Here is a 15,836-nt window from a genome sequence, read left to right as displayed (position 1 = left end):
CACATCTGGCTGGGGACAAAGTAGCATATGTATCCACGGGGATATCCACAGTTGTGGAACTACCTATGAGGCGCGCCGCTTAAGCGTGCCTTCATTGACCACGGCGAACGGTTCGGCGTAGTCTGTTTTGGCGTATTTGTGATGGTTATATTCGTGTGGCCGACACTAAACCTGGCAGCAACGTGCTGTCCTTTCTAGGAGAACTAAGATGACGAAGCGTACTTTCCAGCCGAATAACCGTCGCCGGCACAAGGTTCACGGTTTCCGCTTGCGTATGCGCACGCGTGCCGGACGGTCAATCCTTTCTAGCCGTCGTCGCAAGGGCCGCTCGCAGATCGCTGTCTGATCGCCCTCGTCGACGACAGTTGATGGTGTGCTCAGCGCTGATCGCCGAATAACCAGGCGTGAGGGATTCGCACGAACTCTGAAGAAGGGGTGCAAATCCGGGAACTATGTCCTGGTTGTCTCGGTGTTACCCTGCCCCGGACAGATGCCTGCAAGGGCGGGACTGATTGTTGGAAAGAGGCAAGTACCGAGGGCCACTGCACGCAATCAAGTGAAGCGGAGACTGAGGCATGTCATTCAGTCGCGCGTCGTGACGCTGCCAGCGGGCTGGACTCTTGTGGTCCGAAGTCTCGAGGGAGCAGTAGGTATGTCTAGCGAGGAGCTTGGCCGAAACTTCGACCGACTCCTCGCTTCGGCACTTAAGAAGGCATCCGTGGACACGGCTTCTGAGCTTAGGTGTGACGAATGAAGAACCCATTTGTCCCGATATTTCTTGCTCCCGTGAGGTTGTATCAGCGCTATGTTTCACCGCTAATGGCTCCGAGGTGTCGTTATTACCCGAGTTGTTCACAGTACTTTGTTGAAGCGGTGCAGATACACGGAGTTGGGAAAGGTTTTCTCCTCGGAGTTGCGCGAATTGTTCGATGCAACCCGTGGAGCCGAGGGGGCGTGAATCACGTTCCCTCAAAGGGTTTTTGGAAAGCACCTGAGTGGGTCCCGCCCGACGACTGGGCCGGCCACGACATCGAAGAGGGGCCGTGAGAGTTAGCGGTTCACGGTTAGCAGTTGAGATGCTATTAGATTCTAGTTTGACAATACGAGCGTTCTTGTAAGGAGTCCTCAGTGGATTCAATTCTTCACCCGATTATCGTGGCCTTCGCGTGGATCTGGGTTTCCATCTATAGGGCACTGACTTTCATTGGTATCCCTAGCGGTCCCGGTATCGGCTGGGTTCTCTCCATCGTCATCTTGACCGTTCTGGTACGGTTCGCGATTCTGCCTCTGTACTTGAAGCAGATCAAGTCCATGCGTAGCATGCAGCTGCTTCAGCCGGAGATGCAGAAGATCCAGGCCAAGTACAAGGGGAAGAAGGATTCGGTCTCCCGTCAGCGTCAAAGCGAAGAGACAATGGCGTTGTACAAGAAGCATGGGGCATCTCCTTATGCTTCCTGTTTGCCAATGTTGGTGCAGATGCCAATCCTCTTCGCTCTCTACAGGGTCTTCTTCTCAGTCAGCCAGATTATGGCTGGCACATATGCTTGGGACGCCCTCGGTCCACTTAATGCGGCAATGGCCGCTGACGTTGCCGACTCAACTGTTGTGGGCGTCGGTCTCACCGAGACGCTAGCAACAACGAATGGTGCGCTCAAGGCAGTCTTTATTGTGCTTATTGCTGTTCTTGTGGTGGTTCAGTTCCTGACTATGCGTCTGTCGATGACAAAGAACATGGCGCCTAATCAGGATCCCAACAACCCCATGGTTCGCAGCCAGAAGTCCATGATGTACATGATGCCCTTGATGTTCGTATTTACGGGTGTCATCTTCCAGATGGGTTTGTTGGTCTACATGGTGACAACCACCGTGTTCGGCTACTGCCAGCAGCTGTGGGTTAACAAAACGATTCCCAATCCTGGATCTCCAGCATTCAACGAGCTGCTTGAGCGCCGCGAAGGTAACTACAAGAAGTGGGCCGTGGGAGAATTTGAGAACTACGACGCCAAGGCTCAAGAAGACAAAGGTGACGAGCCTGCTCTTGAGAAGTTGCAATCGACCACACTTGCGACAGTGGAGCGTCAGGCCGGCCGCCAAAAGGTTTACAGGAAGTTCCCTGAGGATTGGTCAGTTGCAGACAGGCTATCCGTATACCGCGCTTTGGCCATGGAGCCCTGGAAGACAATTCCAGACGAGATCTGGATGAAGCAACAGATCATGGCACGGAAGAGCCAAGAACAGGTAGAGGCTGCACGCAAGAACCGACCCAAGAAGATGTCGCGCGAGCAACGTATGAGGGTTGCTGAGCGCGAACGTATGGAACAGCAGGCCGCTGATAAGCGGGCGCAGCGCAACGCTAAGAAGGCATCGAATGCCAAGAACTCGCTTACACCTGAGGAAATCGAGCAGAGGCGCCAACAGCGTCGCCAGGAGCGGCGTTCTCAGGGCAAGGATAACCCCCAGAAGAAGACCAATTCGGGGAATTAGAAGTACTACGTGGGCAACCGGAGGAACGAATGACGAACAGTACCGGCGGTAAAACGCGCTTGAAGCAGCTTGAGGAAGAGGGCGAGGTCGCCGCAGACTACCTTGAGGAAGTCTTGGACATCATGGATCTCGATGGAGACATTGAGATCGACGTGGAGAATGATCGACCTTCTGTAGCAATCGTCAGCGATGATCCTCGCTCTCGACTCTCTCGTTTGGTCGGAGAAGATGGGGAAGTACTGGAAGCGCTGCAGGAACTAACGCGTCTAGCAGTGCAGACAGCCATGGGTGAGCGGTCTCGACTGATGCTGGATGTGGCCGGGTACCGTGCTGGGAGGCGAGCAGAGCTGCAGCAGATCGCTGCGGATGCTGTTGCAGAGGTCAAAGACACTGGTTCGCCGGTGCGACTTGATCCAATGAACCCGTTTGAACGCAAGGTCTGTCACGATGTGGTTGCTCAGGCTGGTCTGGTTTCCGAGTCAGCGGGGAGTGAACCGTCGCGTTGCGTGGTGATTTCATTGGCTGCAGGCGACGAGGGCGACGTTGAAGATGTTGATACGCAGGCAACATTGGTTGTAGAAGACTGATGGAAAGCCCGAACCAGGTCACTCTGTCGCTGTTTGGAACTGGTGCGTCAGCCGTTGTCGCGTTTGCAGACTTGTTGGCGGCGGAGGGTGAGAGGCGTGGCCTGATCGGACCTCAGGAAGCTGAACGGATCTGGTCACGACACATCGTGAATTCTGCTGCACTATTGCCGTTCCTCCCCAGACGGGGAACTGTTATTGATGTTGGATCTGGTGCGGGATTGCCAGGTCTAGTAATTGCTGCCGCACGACCCGATCTTGAAGTGACACTTGTTGAACCGATGGAGCGGCGGTGTGAATGGTTGGCTGAAGCCGCTGAAGAGATCGGACTCGACAACGTCAGCATCGTTCGTGATCGCAGCGAAAACATCGGCAAGAAGATTCGCGCGGACGTTGTCACAGCCCGCGCAGTGGCCGCGATGCCTAAGTTGCTGCGTCTTACCTCAAAGATGATTGCGCCTGGCGGGCGTCTCTTGGCACTCAAGGGAAGGCGCGCATATGAGGAAGTCAATGAGGCAGCGGATGAACTGAAACGCAGACACCTGGTTGCACAGGTACACGAGGTCGTCTCGGTGCTCGATGGGGAAACAACCTACGTTGTGGAGTGTAAACGCACTATCTAAACCCACTCTGACCTGCGCGTTAACTGATATTGGAGCCGCAAACTATGCTAAGACGGTTGAGAGGTGGTCTTGTGAAGCAGGATGTCGGAAAATCGTCACCTTTGGCAGATCAGCTGGCGAAGAACTACTCGGAGTTTGCTGCAATGGATGGGAGCCAGCTCCCAAAGCCTCAGGGAACACCGATTCTTGTAGTTGCGAATCAAAAAGGTGGCGTTGGCAAGACAACCACCGCAGTGAACCTCGCTGCAGCACTGGCTGTGGGTGGACTGAGAGTGCTCGTTATTGACTCCGATCCTCAGGGCAACGCATCCACCGCCCTCGGAATCCCCCATGGTGGCGGGACACCGTCGACGTACGAAGTGTTGCTTGGGGAAGTTGATTTGGCCAATACCCTCGTTCAGTGTGAAGAGGTTCCGGGTATCTTCGTGTGTCCAGCGACGATCGACCTCGCAGGTGCGGAAGTTGAACTCGTCGACGAAGCTCAGCGGGCGCACCTGTTGAAGTTTGCGATTTCCGACCTTCTCGAGGACGGGAACGACAACCAGTTCGACTTGGTACTGATTGATTGCCCGCCCTCCCTGGGAATGCTGACGTTGAATGCCTTGGTGGCAGCAACTGGAATGATTGTTCCAGTTCAGGCAGAGTATTACGCATTAGAAGGACTGTCACTGCTGCTAAAGACTATCGGACGCATTCAGAATGACTTGAACCCCGACCTTCAAGCCCCGTTCATCCTAATGACAATGATGGATGGTAGAACGAAGCTGAGTTCAGAGGTAGCCAATGAGGTCCGCACTCACTTCGGAGAAGCGGTGTTCAACACGGATATTCCAAGATCTGTGAGGATATCTGAGGCTCCCTCCTATGGAGAGACGGTCATTACCTACGATGAGCGTGGTACAGGCGCGATTGCTTACCGTAAGGTTGCAGCTGAACTTGCCAACGCCCTAGCTTAGGAGTTGATGATGGCAGAACCAGGTGAGAAGGATGCTGGACGTCGCCCGCGGGTCCAGCGCACATCGAGGGCGCGTGGCGGACTGGGACAGGGGCTAGGCGCCTTGATCCCGGATAGGGAGCCGACGCAACAAAAGCAAGAGAAGCCTCTAGATGTACTCTTTCCTGATTTGACCGGAAGGTCTGCCGATCTGGCAGTTCAGAGGGGCGGGTCCGCCAGAGACCTCCTTTCTCCCCGAGGTGGCTCTAAGAGTGTTTCACGTGAAACAATTGACTCATCTGGTGCCTTTTCTGACCTGTCGAACAGAACTGTTCACAGGGAAAATGTTTCACGTGAAACAATTACGGGCAACAGCTCCAAAGCGGATATTGACATTGAGGCACGTGCTGACGAAGAGCTTCTACCTGTCCCCGGCGTAACATTCGGGCACGTCGATCCGACTTGGATTATCCCGAACCTCAAACAGCCAAGAAGTATTTTTGATGAGGGCGAGCTTGAAGAGCTTGCAACATCGATCGCAGAAGTTGGTGTGCTCCAACCCGTTGTGGTTCGGCGGATCACTGCGGAGAGCTTGGCTGAAGAGGGGCAGGCCGACCGTCTTCGGGAGGCACTTGTCGATCAGCCAGAAGCTAGATACGAACTGGTCATGGGAGAAAGGCGTTGGAGAGCTTCAAAACAAGCCGGGCTTCAGTCCATCCCAATAATTGTCCGCTCAACGGGTGAGGACGAGCTGCTCCGTGAAGCACTCATCGAAAACATTCATCGAGTACAACTAAATGCTCTGGAGGAAGCGGCAGCCTATTCGCAACTAATGGAGGATTTTGGATACACGCAAGAGCAGCTAGCCACCCGGGTTTCGAAGTCCCGTCCGCAGGTGGCCAACACTCTTAGACTGTTGAAACTTCCGACATCCGTTCAACGAATGCTTGCTGCGGGTGTCATCAGCCCAGGACACGCACGCACAATTCTCAGTTTGGGAACCCAAGCAGAAATGCAATCGATGGCAGACCGAATTGTTAGCGAGGGCTTGTCAGTACGCGCTACCGAGGAGCTAGCAAAGTTTGGAAAGAAGCCCTCGGTAAAGAGGAGAACGCGTCCGCAAGCAGCGCCTTCAGAGGCGGCACAGAGGATTGCCGATGCAGCTGCTACACGCCTGGACACTTCGGTGAGGGTGGTTCCAGGTGCTAGGAAGAGCAGGTTGATTATCGAATTTGCGGACCAGGCTGATCTAGATCGAATAGCCTCTGAACTGGGTCTATAGAGCCAGCGCTTGGCGCGAGCCAGCAGTTCACAAGCGGGGTTGTAGATATACGTTCTTCTGCCACCGCCATTGATCCATTGCTGCTTGCCGTCCTCGCCTAACGCACTTGCTCACACCACCGATGCGCGCGTGTATCAACCGCTGTGCGGGCACCGTTGGGCCCCCCCTCCGAAACGTATGCGTGGGGACAAAATGATCGCTTGGGGTAGCAACCCCAGACACACGTTTGGTCCCCACCTGAGTTGGACCACTTTAGTTACCCGTGTTGGTTTTGAGGTTGGTGAGTATTTTTTGTGTTTGGGCGCTGATTTTGGGGGTGGCGGTGATTTGTTGGCCGCTGATCTGAATGGTGACGTCTCGCAAGGGACGTAGGGTTTGCACCAGTTTTTTCAAGGTGGTCCCAGTCGCTGCGTAGAGGTAGCGGTTGATGGCTAGGGCAGTGAAGACCACGGTCAAATGGGCTTCAACAGCATCTCGCTCACGGTGGAAGATAGGTCGAGCCTGCAGGTCGGTTTTACTCATGCGGAAAGACTGCTCCACATGCCACAGTTCGTGGTAAGACCCCACGATCTCTTGGGCGTCCATCACGGTTTTGGGGATGTTAGTGACGTAGCCTTTCCACCCGGCAAGCAGTAGGGCCCGCTCAAAAGTGGCTTGGTCAAAAACACGTTTGGTGCCAGTGGTCTTCACAAACCTGGCCGCTTTACCGGGCCTTTCACCGCTGATAACTGCTTCGGCTCGTTCACGCTGCTTCTGGAGAGTGTGACGGTCTCTTACTGCGCGTTTGTGGCGGTGTTGCCACACTGTGCGCCACGACCTGGCGTGGGCCGCATTGCCTGGGTCCCACACTGGCTGGGTGAGAGGAACACTGCCCTCCGGGTCAGCGCGGGGCTTGCCCCGTTTGAGGGTGGTGGTGTCAACGATTTGGCCATCGGTAGCGTCGCTGCCGTGCCAGTGGAAGTGGCCCGCCAGGTCCTGGGGTGCTTTAGTCATCCGCGATCCCACAATGAACCGCAACCCGGCTTCCTCGATAGCATCAAGGTTGGTGGCTGACAGCATTCCCGCATCTGCTACCACCACCATGTCAACCACGTTATTACGGTCAGCGAAGGCTTTGATGACTGGAAGGATGGTTTGGGTTTCGGGTTTGTTACCAGCAAAACAGTGAATCTCTAAAGGGAAACCCGCCCGATCCACCAGTAAGCCCACCACGATTTGAGGATCAACCCGGCGTTCTTTAGAGAACCCGACCTTGCGGTAGTCATCCTCCTTCTCAGCCTCAAAATACAAGGTGGTCACATCGTAAAGCAGCAAAGACAAGCCACTCGTAACCAGGGAATGATTGAAACAGGCCTTCGCGATTTGGCCCCGGTAATCACGCTCCCCAGCCCGCGTCAAGGCTCGTTTGAAGGTTGAGTAATGCACGGGGGTGACCCCCAGTTCTTCCAACACGCGGCGACTATCAACCATTGAAGTTGGCTCCACCAAACGGGCCAGGACCAGTTGAAAGAACCCCTCATCTGCAATTACATCAAACCCCAGAGCATCCCACGCATTCTGGATCACTTCCACCAACAAGCGTGATGACTGAGACTGCACAACAGCCCCACCACGCACGGCTGGGTCTAAACCTAAATCCAGTTCCTCTTGACCCGGATGCAGCCGCTCCCGACCTACCTGCATTAGTGCGGCAAGCTCACCGGGGCTGTGAGCTGACCCCAGATGTTCAAGCACCCGCACCCGCCCAGATTCCTTGACCACGATCTGCACCGCGGTTGCCCCCGAAGCAGTGGGAACTTTACGCAAAAAGGGACTCACCTGGGCATTCTACCAACCCCGTTAGTTACCCAAACCCCAAACCCAAACCACCCATGACCAGCACAAACACAAACCCAACACACCAAAAGAGCCCCAGGTGGTCCAAGTCAGGCCTAACGCACTTGCTCACACCATCGATGCGCGCGTGTATCAACCGCTGTGCGGGCACCGTTGGGCCCCCCCTCCGAAACGTATGCGTGGGGACAAAATGATCGCTTGGGGTAGCAACCCCAGACACACGTTTGGTCCCCACGCATACGTTTCAGGTTAACGGGGGACCGTGCCGACCAACGGCCGGGTTGACGGGGGACCGTGCCAAGCGGCGCAGGTGCAGAGATACCCAAGTGCAGGGGTGCAACCCCCCTGTGCTCCAGCGGGCAACTAGTCCTTGGCTACCTCTGCCATCTCCTTCTTGAGCACAGATGCGAATCTGCGCACGCCCTCTCGAATTGTTTCTTCGGTGGGGTAGCAGAATGAAAGGCGGACATGATCACGCCCGCGACCGTCATAGTAGAAGGCAGTTCCAGGAACGTAGGCAACTAGTCCCTCCACAGCCCTTGGAAGCATTGCCTTGGAGTCAACGCCTTCCGGCAATGAAACCCAGGTATAGAAGCCACCCGTGGGTGTTGTCCACGTGCAGCCTTCGGGCATCTCCGCCTCAAGTGCATCGCGCATCGCTTCCCAACGACCTTTATACATCTTGGCAAAATCACGTACCTGCGCGTACCAGTCAAAGTCCTCGAGGTACTTGCTTATGGACATCTGCCCCATCATAGACGGGCTGAGAATGTCCGATTCTGCTGCCAACACCAGCTTCTCGTAGAGCGCCTGAGGAGCCAGTGCCCAACCAATCCTGTAGCCGGGAGCAAAAATCTTCGAAAAGCTACCTAGGTAGATGACGCCTTCGGGCCAGAGAGGTTGCAGGGCTCGAGTTGGTTCCTGGTCGAAGCCGAGAAGTCCATATGGGTTGTCTTCAACGATCAAAACGCCCTCTGACCTGCAGATATCTACAATCTCAGGCCGTCTAGTTTCGGACATTGATACGCCTGCAGGATTGTGGAAGTTTGGGATCGTATAAAGAAACTTCACTTCACGCCCCGACGCCCGTACGCTCCGAATCGCCTCCCGAAGTGCATCTGGACGAAGTCCATCCTCGTCCATTTCGATATGCTCAACCTCTGCTCGTCGTGAGTGGAACACCCCCAGAGCGCCAACGTATGAAGGTGACTCTGCCAGAATGACATCACCCGGATTGACCAGAATGTCGGATGCTAGTTGCAGGGCCTGTTGTGACCCGGTGGTGATCTGGATCTGGTAGGGATCAGCGTCGATCCCCTCCTTGCTCATGATTTCGGTAATCTGTTCGCGCAATCGGTTCCACCCGTGTCCGTCACCATACTGCAGGGCCCTTGTACCGTCTGTCTCGATGAGCTTCGAGGTCATTTCCCCGATGCCGTCCAGAGGAAGGTCCTGAAGGTTCGGCATTCCTCCAGCTAGTGACACCACTTCAGGACGGGAAACTACTGAGAACAGAGCGCGAATCTCGGACTCGCGCAGGTTCAGCCCATCTTCTGAGAGAAGGTGCAACCAGTCTCCCGAACCCGATTCCGCAGTGCTGGTTTCTGACACGGTCATGATAAATTCCGCCAAATCTCTTTCTCTTTCCGCAGATGCGGAAGCGTTCCTTACTTGATATCTTCGAGGTATCGTTGCGCGTCAAGCGCTGCCCTGCAACCGGTTCCTGCGGCTGTAATGGCCTGCCGGTAGGTGTGATCTACAACGTCACCACACGCGAATACTCCTGGGTGAGATGTAGCGGTACCCGGTTCGCTCACAACAATGTATCCTGCGTCGTCAAGATTGATCTGATCCTGAAATAGTTCAGATCGAGGGTCGTGGCCAATCGCGACGAATACTCCCTGAACTGGGAGAACAGATTCCTCTGAGGTCTTCACGTTTGTGAGGCGCACACCTTCAACGCCCTCGGTCCCGAGAACCTCCGACACTACAGAATCCCAAACAAACTCGATCTTCTCGTGGGCTTTGGCGCGCTCAACCATCACTCGTGAAGCACGGAGCTCATCGCGTCGATGAATGACCGTGACCTTCGAGGCAAATCGCGTGAGGAACAATGCCTCCTCCATCGCTGAGTCCCCACCACCGACTACTGCCAGTTCCTTATCTCTAAAGAAGAACCCGTCACAGGTTGCGCAGTATGAAACACCACGCCCACTTAGTAGATCCTCTCCGGGCACATTGAGGTGCTTGTATGCGGACCCGGTTGCAATGATGACGGTTCTTGCTTCAATAATCTGGTCGTAGGTAGTTACCCTCAGATGCTCTCCGTCGAACTCAACAGCACTGGCATCATCAAACTCGATACGTGCCCCAAATCTCTCAGCCTGAACCTTCATATGGTCCATGAGGTCCGGCCCCTGAATACCTTCAGGAAAGCCCGGAAAGTTCTCTACCTCTGTTGTAGTCATGAGGGCACCCCCGGCATCCAGCGCCCCTGCGATCACTAGGGGCTGCAGGCCGGCGCGGGCCGCATAGATTGCGGCCGTGTATCCGGCGGGTCCGGATCCAAGAACAACGACATCCTCAAACACTTCAGGCATAATTCCCTTCGCTTCCATCAATCTGGTACTCACGCCAGTCTACTGGACTGAAATTCCAGCAATCTTTGCCCTGTTCATCCCCTCATCATCAACTGGCAGCGTGTTGAAAGTTAGACCGATTGCTGAAAGCTCTGTCGGTTGTGCCAGGCGAATAACAGTCTGACCGTCAATTGGCGCGGTTGCTAGAACATCCCCCGCTCTAGGATTGCCATCGGCAGGATTACGTACTACAACCTCACCTCCTGAGCCAACAACGTTCAGGGTGATTTCTGAGACTACAGCGGGCTCTGCAAGTGTCAGAAGAACAGAGATCTCGCTACCCTCTTCAAACGCGTTTTGTGTGAAGTACCGGGAACGCCAGACCGTGGACGGATCAGTATCTACGATCGCCGACGCCAGCTCGGGGTGATCTCCATCATCATCGTTCCACGAGAAAACTGTTGCACTAGTGACAACGGGTGCGACTGTGGGGACAGGCCCCTCAACCACTTCCTCCTCCTCAGATTGCCCAGATTGCCCAGATTGTGCGGACTGGGCGATGTTGCCACCCATTTCTGCAAAGAGATCGGTAGGTCCGGGGCCCATGAGCGTGCGAACAGCGAAGAAACCGGCGGCCAGCACAAGGACAAGTCCGAGTATCAACGCTGGAATGGTCGGATTAAACCCCTTCTTTCCAGCCGTCGCGGCAACCGGGGCTCCCTGTGATGAGGTTCTGTGTTCGCTCACGAACTGGTCCTTCCTAACTTCATGGTTCTCCACGTTACCTTGCTCTTCGACCCCGCGGGCGCGCGGCGAGACCCCTAACTCTCCTGTAAGGGTAGGGATTGCCCCGGTCGACGCCATATCCAAAAAGGAGGTTCCGCGGTTCAATGTCTGTGTGGCCAACACGGCTGCCTGGGTTGAACTGGAGAATAGTTCGTTCCACTGTGGAGGTTCGTCGGCCCAACTTGCAGCCTGCGGAAGTTCACGCGCATGTCTCTGGACTAGTGGTTGTTCGCCGGTCTCCCCACCTGCAGACGGGTCGTCCAGCTCTGCCTCACTATCAACTTCTTTACCTGGTGGAAGCGGTTCGGCAGGGGACGCACTCTCAGATTGGGGGCGAGGACGGAAGCGGGCCACCAGAGATCCCGCCGCTTCGTTCATGCCGGCCGGATCAAAGACTCGAAGGAGACCGAAGTAGACGAACGCCACAATGACCGCAACGAGCACAGTCTTCCATGTGCCGTCAAAGAAGCGCCCAATTGTTGACTCTGCTGATGATGAGGGGCCGATGAAATGAAGCACGGCCCATGCTACAAACCCAGAGACTGCGAAAGAGAACATACAGCGCAGATAGAAGGCAACTACTCGACCGACATTGATCTGTCTCACCAAGATTCCAGCCCAGACCAGGGCAACGAATCCCTGTACTACGCGATACACGGTCTCTCCAGCTGCTGCGCCTACGGTCCACCACTTTGGTTCCGCTATGAGATACACGGACCAGCCGACGGCAATCTGCAAAATAGTGGGCACTATCGCGATGAGGAAGACGGGCCGGGCGTTCTCAAACGCGAAGAACACCCTCTGAGACATCATTGTTAATCCGCCTGACGGCAATGCAAAGACGAGGGCGACCAAGACCATGCCATACAAGGACGCACTGCTGGGGGAGAGCGTAGGCATGATGATCTGCATCATTGGGTTGGCTGCCACAATCAGCACAGCCGCCGCGTAGAACGACAGTAGGACAATCAGATCCACGCCCCGGTGGTAGTTCTCTGCCACCCCCTTTATGTTCCCGTCCGCGACATCGTTGGCTAAACGTGTGAAAATAGCAGTCGCCAGTGTGAGGGCGATCAGGGACGACGGAACCATATAGATCATGTAGGCGTACTGATACGCCGGATTGCCCGCTACAAGGTCACCGGTGGCAGAGGTGTAGGCATCCGCGCGAGTCGCCAACTGCGAGGTGGAGACAACAGCAAACTGGCTCATCAGAAGTGTTGCGAATGTCCAAAACGCCACCTTGGATGCGGAGCCGAAGTTGGTTCCTTTGAGTCTGAAGTCAATTCGAAGCTTGAGGCCCGACTTCCGCAGGGGGATCAACAGGATCAGAGCTTGCGCAATGACGCCAACAGTTGCCATTCCGGCGACCATGAGGATCTGCTCGGAAGTCATGGACTCGGCGGGGCGAATATCTCCCGCCTGCCCCCAGAGCACTAGGAATGCGATAAGTGACGCGATGCCGACGATGTTGTTGACAACCGGCGCCCACATGTACGGCCCGAAGATTCCCCGGGCATTCAGGAGTTCACCGAGGAGATTGTAAAGCCCGTAGAAGAAAATCTGCGGTACGCAAATGAGTGCGAACGTGATTGTTAGGGCCCGCATCTCCGGGCTGTAAGCAGACGCAAGAATCGTGACGATCACAGGTGTCGCCACCATTGCTGCCAGCGTCAGGAGGAACAGCAGGGCACCCGCGGCCGTGAGGAGTTTATTGACGTACTCGTTACCGGCTCTGCTCTTCAGTGCCCTGACGATCTGAGGGATCAATACCGCATCGATGATTCCGGCAGCTAGAAGGTTGTAAACCATGTTGGGCAGTGTGTTGGCGACCTGGAATGAACCCATTGCCCCAGCACTGGCGCCCAGTGCCGCGACAAGCAGCGCAGACTTAATGAAGCCGAGGATACGCGACGTCAGCGTGCCTGACGCCATGAGAACTGACGACCTGAGAAGTGTCTGCTGTTTCGGCTCTAAGCCTCCGACCTCGTCCTCTTCGTCGTCCTGCCGTTCGTCGTGATTATCGTTCACCCGTTGTCCTTATTGGAACTAGCGGTAGCGAGAGGAGACATTCGACGCTTCCCCTTTCTGATCGTTCTAATGACTCCAGCAACTAGTGCCGCTGAAAGCAGACCGGCGACGATCCACAGGCCGGGACCTTCCCAGTCTGCACGCACCCTCACGGTTATCGGTTCGGAAGCATCCAGGGTAGTACCACCCTCCGTCATGGCGACTGCGGTTACCTCGACCTGCCCGGTCCCCACCGCCTGAACCGGAACTTGAACCGTCACGGAACCCCCGCTGGGAACCACAGTAGGTACCCAGTCCTTCGCTGAGAGACGCGGGTCTCCCGCTTCGAGCCCAACAAGAATTTGCAGGGCATAAGGACCACTGTTGCGGACAGTAATCGGGAACGGGGCGTTGCGACCCACGACGTTTACGGGTCCCGAAGGAATGACATCGATCGTCCTTGTGAAACTTGAAAGGATGTCCAGTGCGCTATCAACTCGTACTTGGCGTTGCTGGGTGGTTAGATCACTGGCGGTTGAGGCCAGAACGGGCAGAAGTTGCACCGGTGTTGGCCGTTCACCATCAACGGTTGCGAGGAGGACGTCCTCGGTCGCAACGAGTTCTTGATTGAGCGGGTGCAGAATGGCTTCAACCTCCGCGGCCGAAGTAGACGTGGACTCACCAATCGGCTGCCTTGGAATGGTAGACAGTGGGCTTTCGAGCATGTCTTGCAGAGAGAGCGGATTGACCCAGGGGTTTTCAAGTAGTTCTGCTAGTCGTTCGGATGGGTTCTTGCCTAGCTCAGGGGCCGCAATATTTATCCACACGGATAGGTCACCCACGTCCTGTGCAGCAGAAATCGCTGTTAGGGCGCGAACACGCTGGCGCGCACTCAGATCCCCATACTCAGATCTAGCCTTCGACGAGAGCGACTCTGCGGCGGCCCCCCAAGAGTCTAAGACTGTCACGGTCTCCTGAGAATCTGCAGTTCTCTGATCGCCGTCAACGATCGTCGAGCCCGTTCTTGCATCCACAAGGAACCTGGCCGATGGTGTAGTTGAGTCCGCAGAGCTCTCAGCGACGCCCTCGCTATCTGTAAGAACCGTTTCCCCTGCTCCGGCACGCAGAACCTGCAACCCCCACCACTCATTGTCTGCTATCACAAGATTATCAAGTAGAGATATGTCGGACCTGCGGAGGGCGGCCTCAAGACTCTGGGGGGATCCTGCGGAAAAGCCTGTGTCTGCACCGACTTGCTCACCACTTTGAGACTGCCCGGACTGCGAGTCCTGCGGGTCCGACTCCTGTACATCCACGCCTGGCTCGTGGAGGGTGCGCGTTGATGCGGCCAGTCCATATAGTTCAGTCTGCTCAGTAACAGCAAGCAGAGATAGCGATGCATCTCCGGAGGGAATGGACGCAATTTCAAGTCCGTGACCCAAGTCGTTGGCCAACAGGACACGGAGGTCTTCGTGCGTCAGTGTGACCGTTGTTCCAACGCCCGCAAGTCTCGACCATGCGCCGGGGCTCAGCGTGTCCGCCACTCCAGTCACAGTGACATTCACCTGCATCTCTCCCGTAGCACCAGGGGGATACCACAAGAGCAGGGTACGGTCCTGTGCGGGACTCAAACCCAAAATGCTCGTGGACGTTAGGAGGCGCACCGTCACCCCGTATGGTCCCCACGCGGCAGAATTCCACAGAGGAAGATCATCAACGGGGATCCTGATGCGTATGTCGGTTCCTCCGGTAGTTGCGCGCTCAATATCCGCTTGTTCCATGGTGAGCTCGTTAGCCGACCAGCTGTCGTTGCGCCCCTCCGAGAGAAAATCGTCAACTTCGGCCATGGAACCAAACGGATCTGCATGCACAAATGTGATGATGCGAGCCCTCTGCAGCTGCTCTGGACTCGCTGCTTCGACGTGGACAGTCAGCACCAGTTCGTCCTCGTCCACAAGGATCTCAGGCGACAGGTCACTAATCCTTATCGTTGGAGAGGCAGAGTCAGAATCACCCTGTGAACTGGCGATTGCCGTGGGCGCAGCGAACAGGCCGACGAATACTATGAAGACGGCAAAGAACACAGCCATTGCTTTTGCGCGCAACTCGGGGTTCGCTAGCGGAAGTCTATTCATGTCGCGTTACTGAAGATAGTCACTTGTTCGGTGAGGGCGAGTAGAGGAGGTCGATGGCGGCCGCTACTACGCGTCTCTCATTTGGATATGACAGGCGATTCTGCGCTTCCAGAAGGGGAACCCATTCGGTGTCCTCAGCCTCTTGGTCAGGGTCGTTCTCTACGGTAAGTTCGCCGTCGAGGTATTCCAGGAGAAAGTGGTGAACAAGCTTGTGGATCCGGGTTGAAGTACCTGAGAACCAGTAGTCAACAGTTCCTAGCTTGCAGACTACTCGGCCGCGAGCACCTGTCTCTTCTTGGACCTCCCGAACTGCAGCTTGAGCGGGTGTCTCCCGACCTTCGAGGTGTCCCTTCGGGAGACACCACTCCAAACGGCCCCCACGGTTACGGCGCATTATCAGAGCAACGTAGGCAACACCGTCTCTGACATCAATACACAGGCCTCCCGCACTGGTTTCCTGCACTGCTCGCGTGTGAATGGCGGTTTTACGCACAGTAATTACCCTGGGGGTAAGAGGACGGCGTGGGACCGGATAGGCTGCCCCACGAACGCTCTTCTGACTATGCATGGCCCCAGCTTAGGG

At 55.7% G+C, this 15,836-nt stretch carries 14 protein-coding genes; 8 read left to right on the top strand and 6 right to left on the bottom strand.

Going from position 1 to position 15,836, the window contains the following annotated elements; genetic code table 11:
• Positions 1-208 precede the first annotated feature (208 nt).
• The 8 genes from rpmH to H2O65_RS10280 all read left to right on the top strand — a co-directional run bounded on the left by rpmH (position 209) and on the right by H2O65_RS10280 (position 5,907).
• Positions 209-346, top strand: a complete 138-nt coding sequence (rpmH, locus tag H2O65_RS10315; protein ID WP_182141602.1) for a 50S ribosomal protein L34 — start codon at positions 209-211, stop codon at positions 344-346.
• A gap of 27 nt (positions 347-373) precedes the next feature.
• Positions 374-754, top strand: coding sequence for a ribonuclease P protein component (rnpA, locus tag H2O65_RS10310; RefSeq protein WP_182141601.1), 381 nt, complete (start codon positions 374-376; stop codon positions 752-754).
• The gene (yidD, locus tag H2O65_RS10305) at positions 751-1,047 is read left to right on the top strand and encodes a membrane protein insertion efficiency factor YidD (RefSeq protein WP_182141600.1); all 297 of its coding nucleotides are present in this window, start codon (positions 751-753) and stop codon (positions 1,045-1,047) included. Before rnpA ends, yidD begins: the two co-directional genes overlap by 4 nt.
• An 81-nt stretch (positions 1,048-1,128) precedes the next feature.
• Entirely contained in the window at positions 1,129-2,484 is a 1,356-nt protein-coding gene (gene yidC / locus H2O65_RS10300) for a membrane protein insertase YidC (protein ID WP_182141599.1), read from the top strand.
• A 29-nt stretch (positions 2,485-2,513) separates the two neighbouring features.
• Positions 2,514-3,071 (top strand): R3H domain-containing nucleic acid-binding protein, encoded by a 558-nt coding sequence (locus H2O65_RS10295; protein WP_182141598.1) that lies wholly within the window; start codon positions 2,514-2,516, stop codon positions 3,069-3,071.
• Positions 3,071-3,691: a 16S rRNA (guanine(527)-N(7))-methyltransferase RsmG gene (gene rsmG, locus H2O65_RS10290; protein WP_182141597.1), complete on the top strand. Its 621-nt coding sequence runs from the start codon at positions 3,071-3,073 to the stop codon at positions 3,689-3,691. The genes H2O65_RS10295 and rsmG overlap by 1 nt, the downstream gene beginning before the upstream one ends.
• A gap of 71 nt (positions 3,692-3,762) precedes the next feature.
• A complete protein-coding gene (locus H2O65_RS10285; RefSeq protein ID WP_310649230.1) occupies positions 3,763-4,647 on the top strand; it encodes a ParA family protein in 885 nt (294 codons plus the stop codon).
• 9 nt (positions 4,648-4,656) lie between these two features.
• Positions 4,657-5,907, top strand: a complete 1,251-nt coding sequence (locus tag H2O65_RS10280; RefSeq protein ID WP_182141595.1) for a ParB/RepB/Spo0J family partition protein — start codon at positions 4,657-4,659, stop codon at positions 5,905-5,907.
• Between the two features lie 252 nt (positions 5,908-6,159).
• Here the strand turns inward: H2O65_RS10280 and H2O65_RS10275 are convergent, their stop codons facing one another.
• The 6 genes from H2O65_RS10275 to H2O65_RS10250 form a co-directional block, all read right to left on the bottom strand.
• Entirely contained in the window at positions 6,160-7,725 is a 1,566-nt protein-coding gene (locus tag H2O65_RS10275; protein WP_182141594.1) for an IS1634 family transposase, read from the bottom strand.
• Between the two features lie 381 nt (positions 7,726-8,106).
• On the bottom strand, positions 8,107-9,360 hold the full coding sequence (locus tag H2O65_RS10270) for a PLP-dependent aminotransferase family protein (RefSeq protein WP_182141593.1): 1,254 nt from the start codon (positions 9,358-9,360) through the stop codon (positions 8,107-8,109).
• A gap of 50 nt (positions 9,361-9,410) precedes the next feature.
• On the bottom strand, positions 9,411-10,343 hold the full coding sequence (gene trxB, locus H2O65_RS10265) for a thioredoxin-disulfide reductase (RefSeq protein WP_182142776.1): 933 nt from the start codon (positions 10,341-10,343) through the stop codon (positions 9,411-9,413).
• Between the two features lie 39 nt (positions 10,344-10,382).
• Entirely contained in the window at positions 10,383-13,139 is a 2,757-nt protein-coding gene (murJ, locus tag H2O65_RS10260; protein WP_182141592.1) for a murein biosynthesis integral membrane protein MurJ, read from the bottom strand.
• A complete protein-coding gene (locus H2O65_RS10255) occupies positions 13,136-15,253 on the bottom strand; it encodes a DUF6049 family protein (RefSeq protein WP_182141591.1) in 2,118 nt (705 codons plus the stop codon). The genes murJ and H2O65_RS10255 overlap by 4 nt, the downstream gene beginning before the upstream one ends.
• A 19-nt stretch (positions 15,254-15,272) precedes the next feature.
• Positions 15,273-15,821 carry an NUDIX hydrolase gene (locus H2O65_RS10250; protein ID WP_182141590.1) on the bottom strand — a complete coding sequence of 183 codons (549 nt, stop codon included), beginning with the start codon at positions 15,819-15,821 and terminating at the stop codon, positions 15,273-15,275.
• Positions 15,822-15,836 lie beyond the last annotated feature (15 nt).

The sequence above is a fragment of the Schaalia sp. JY-X169 genome (assembly GCF_014069575.1).
Taxonomy (GTDB): domain Bacteria; phylum Actinomycetota; class Actinomycetes; order Actinomycetales; family Actinomycetaceae; genus Scrofimicrobium.
Note: the sequence above shows the minus strand (reverse complement) of the source record. Positions and strands in the feature narration are given on the sequence as shown.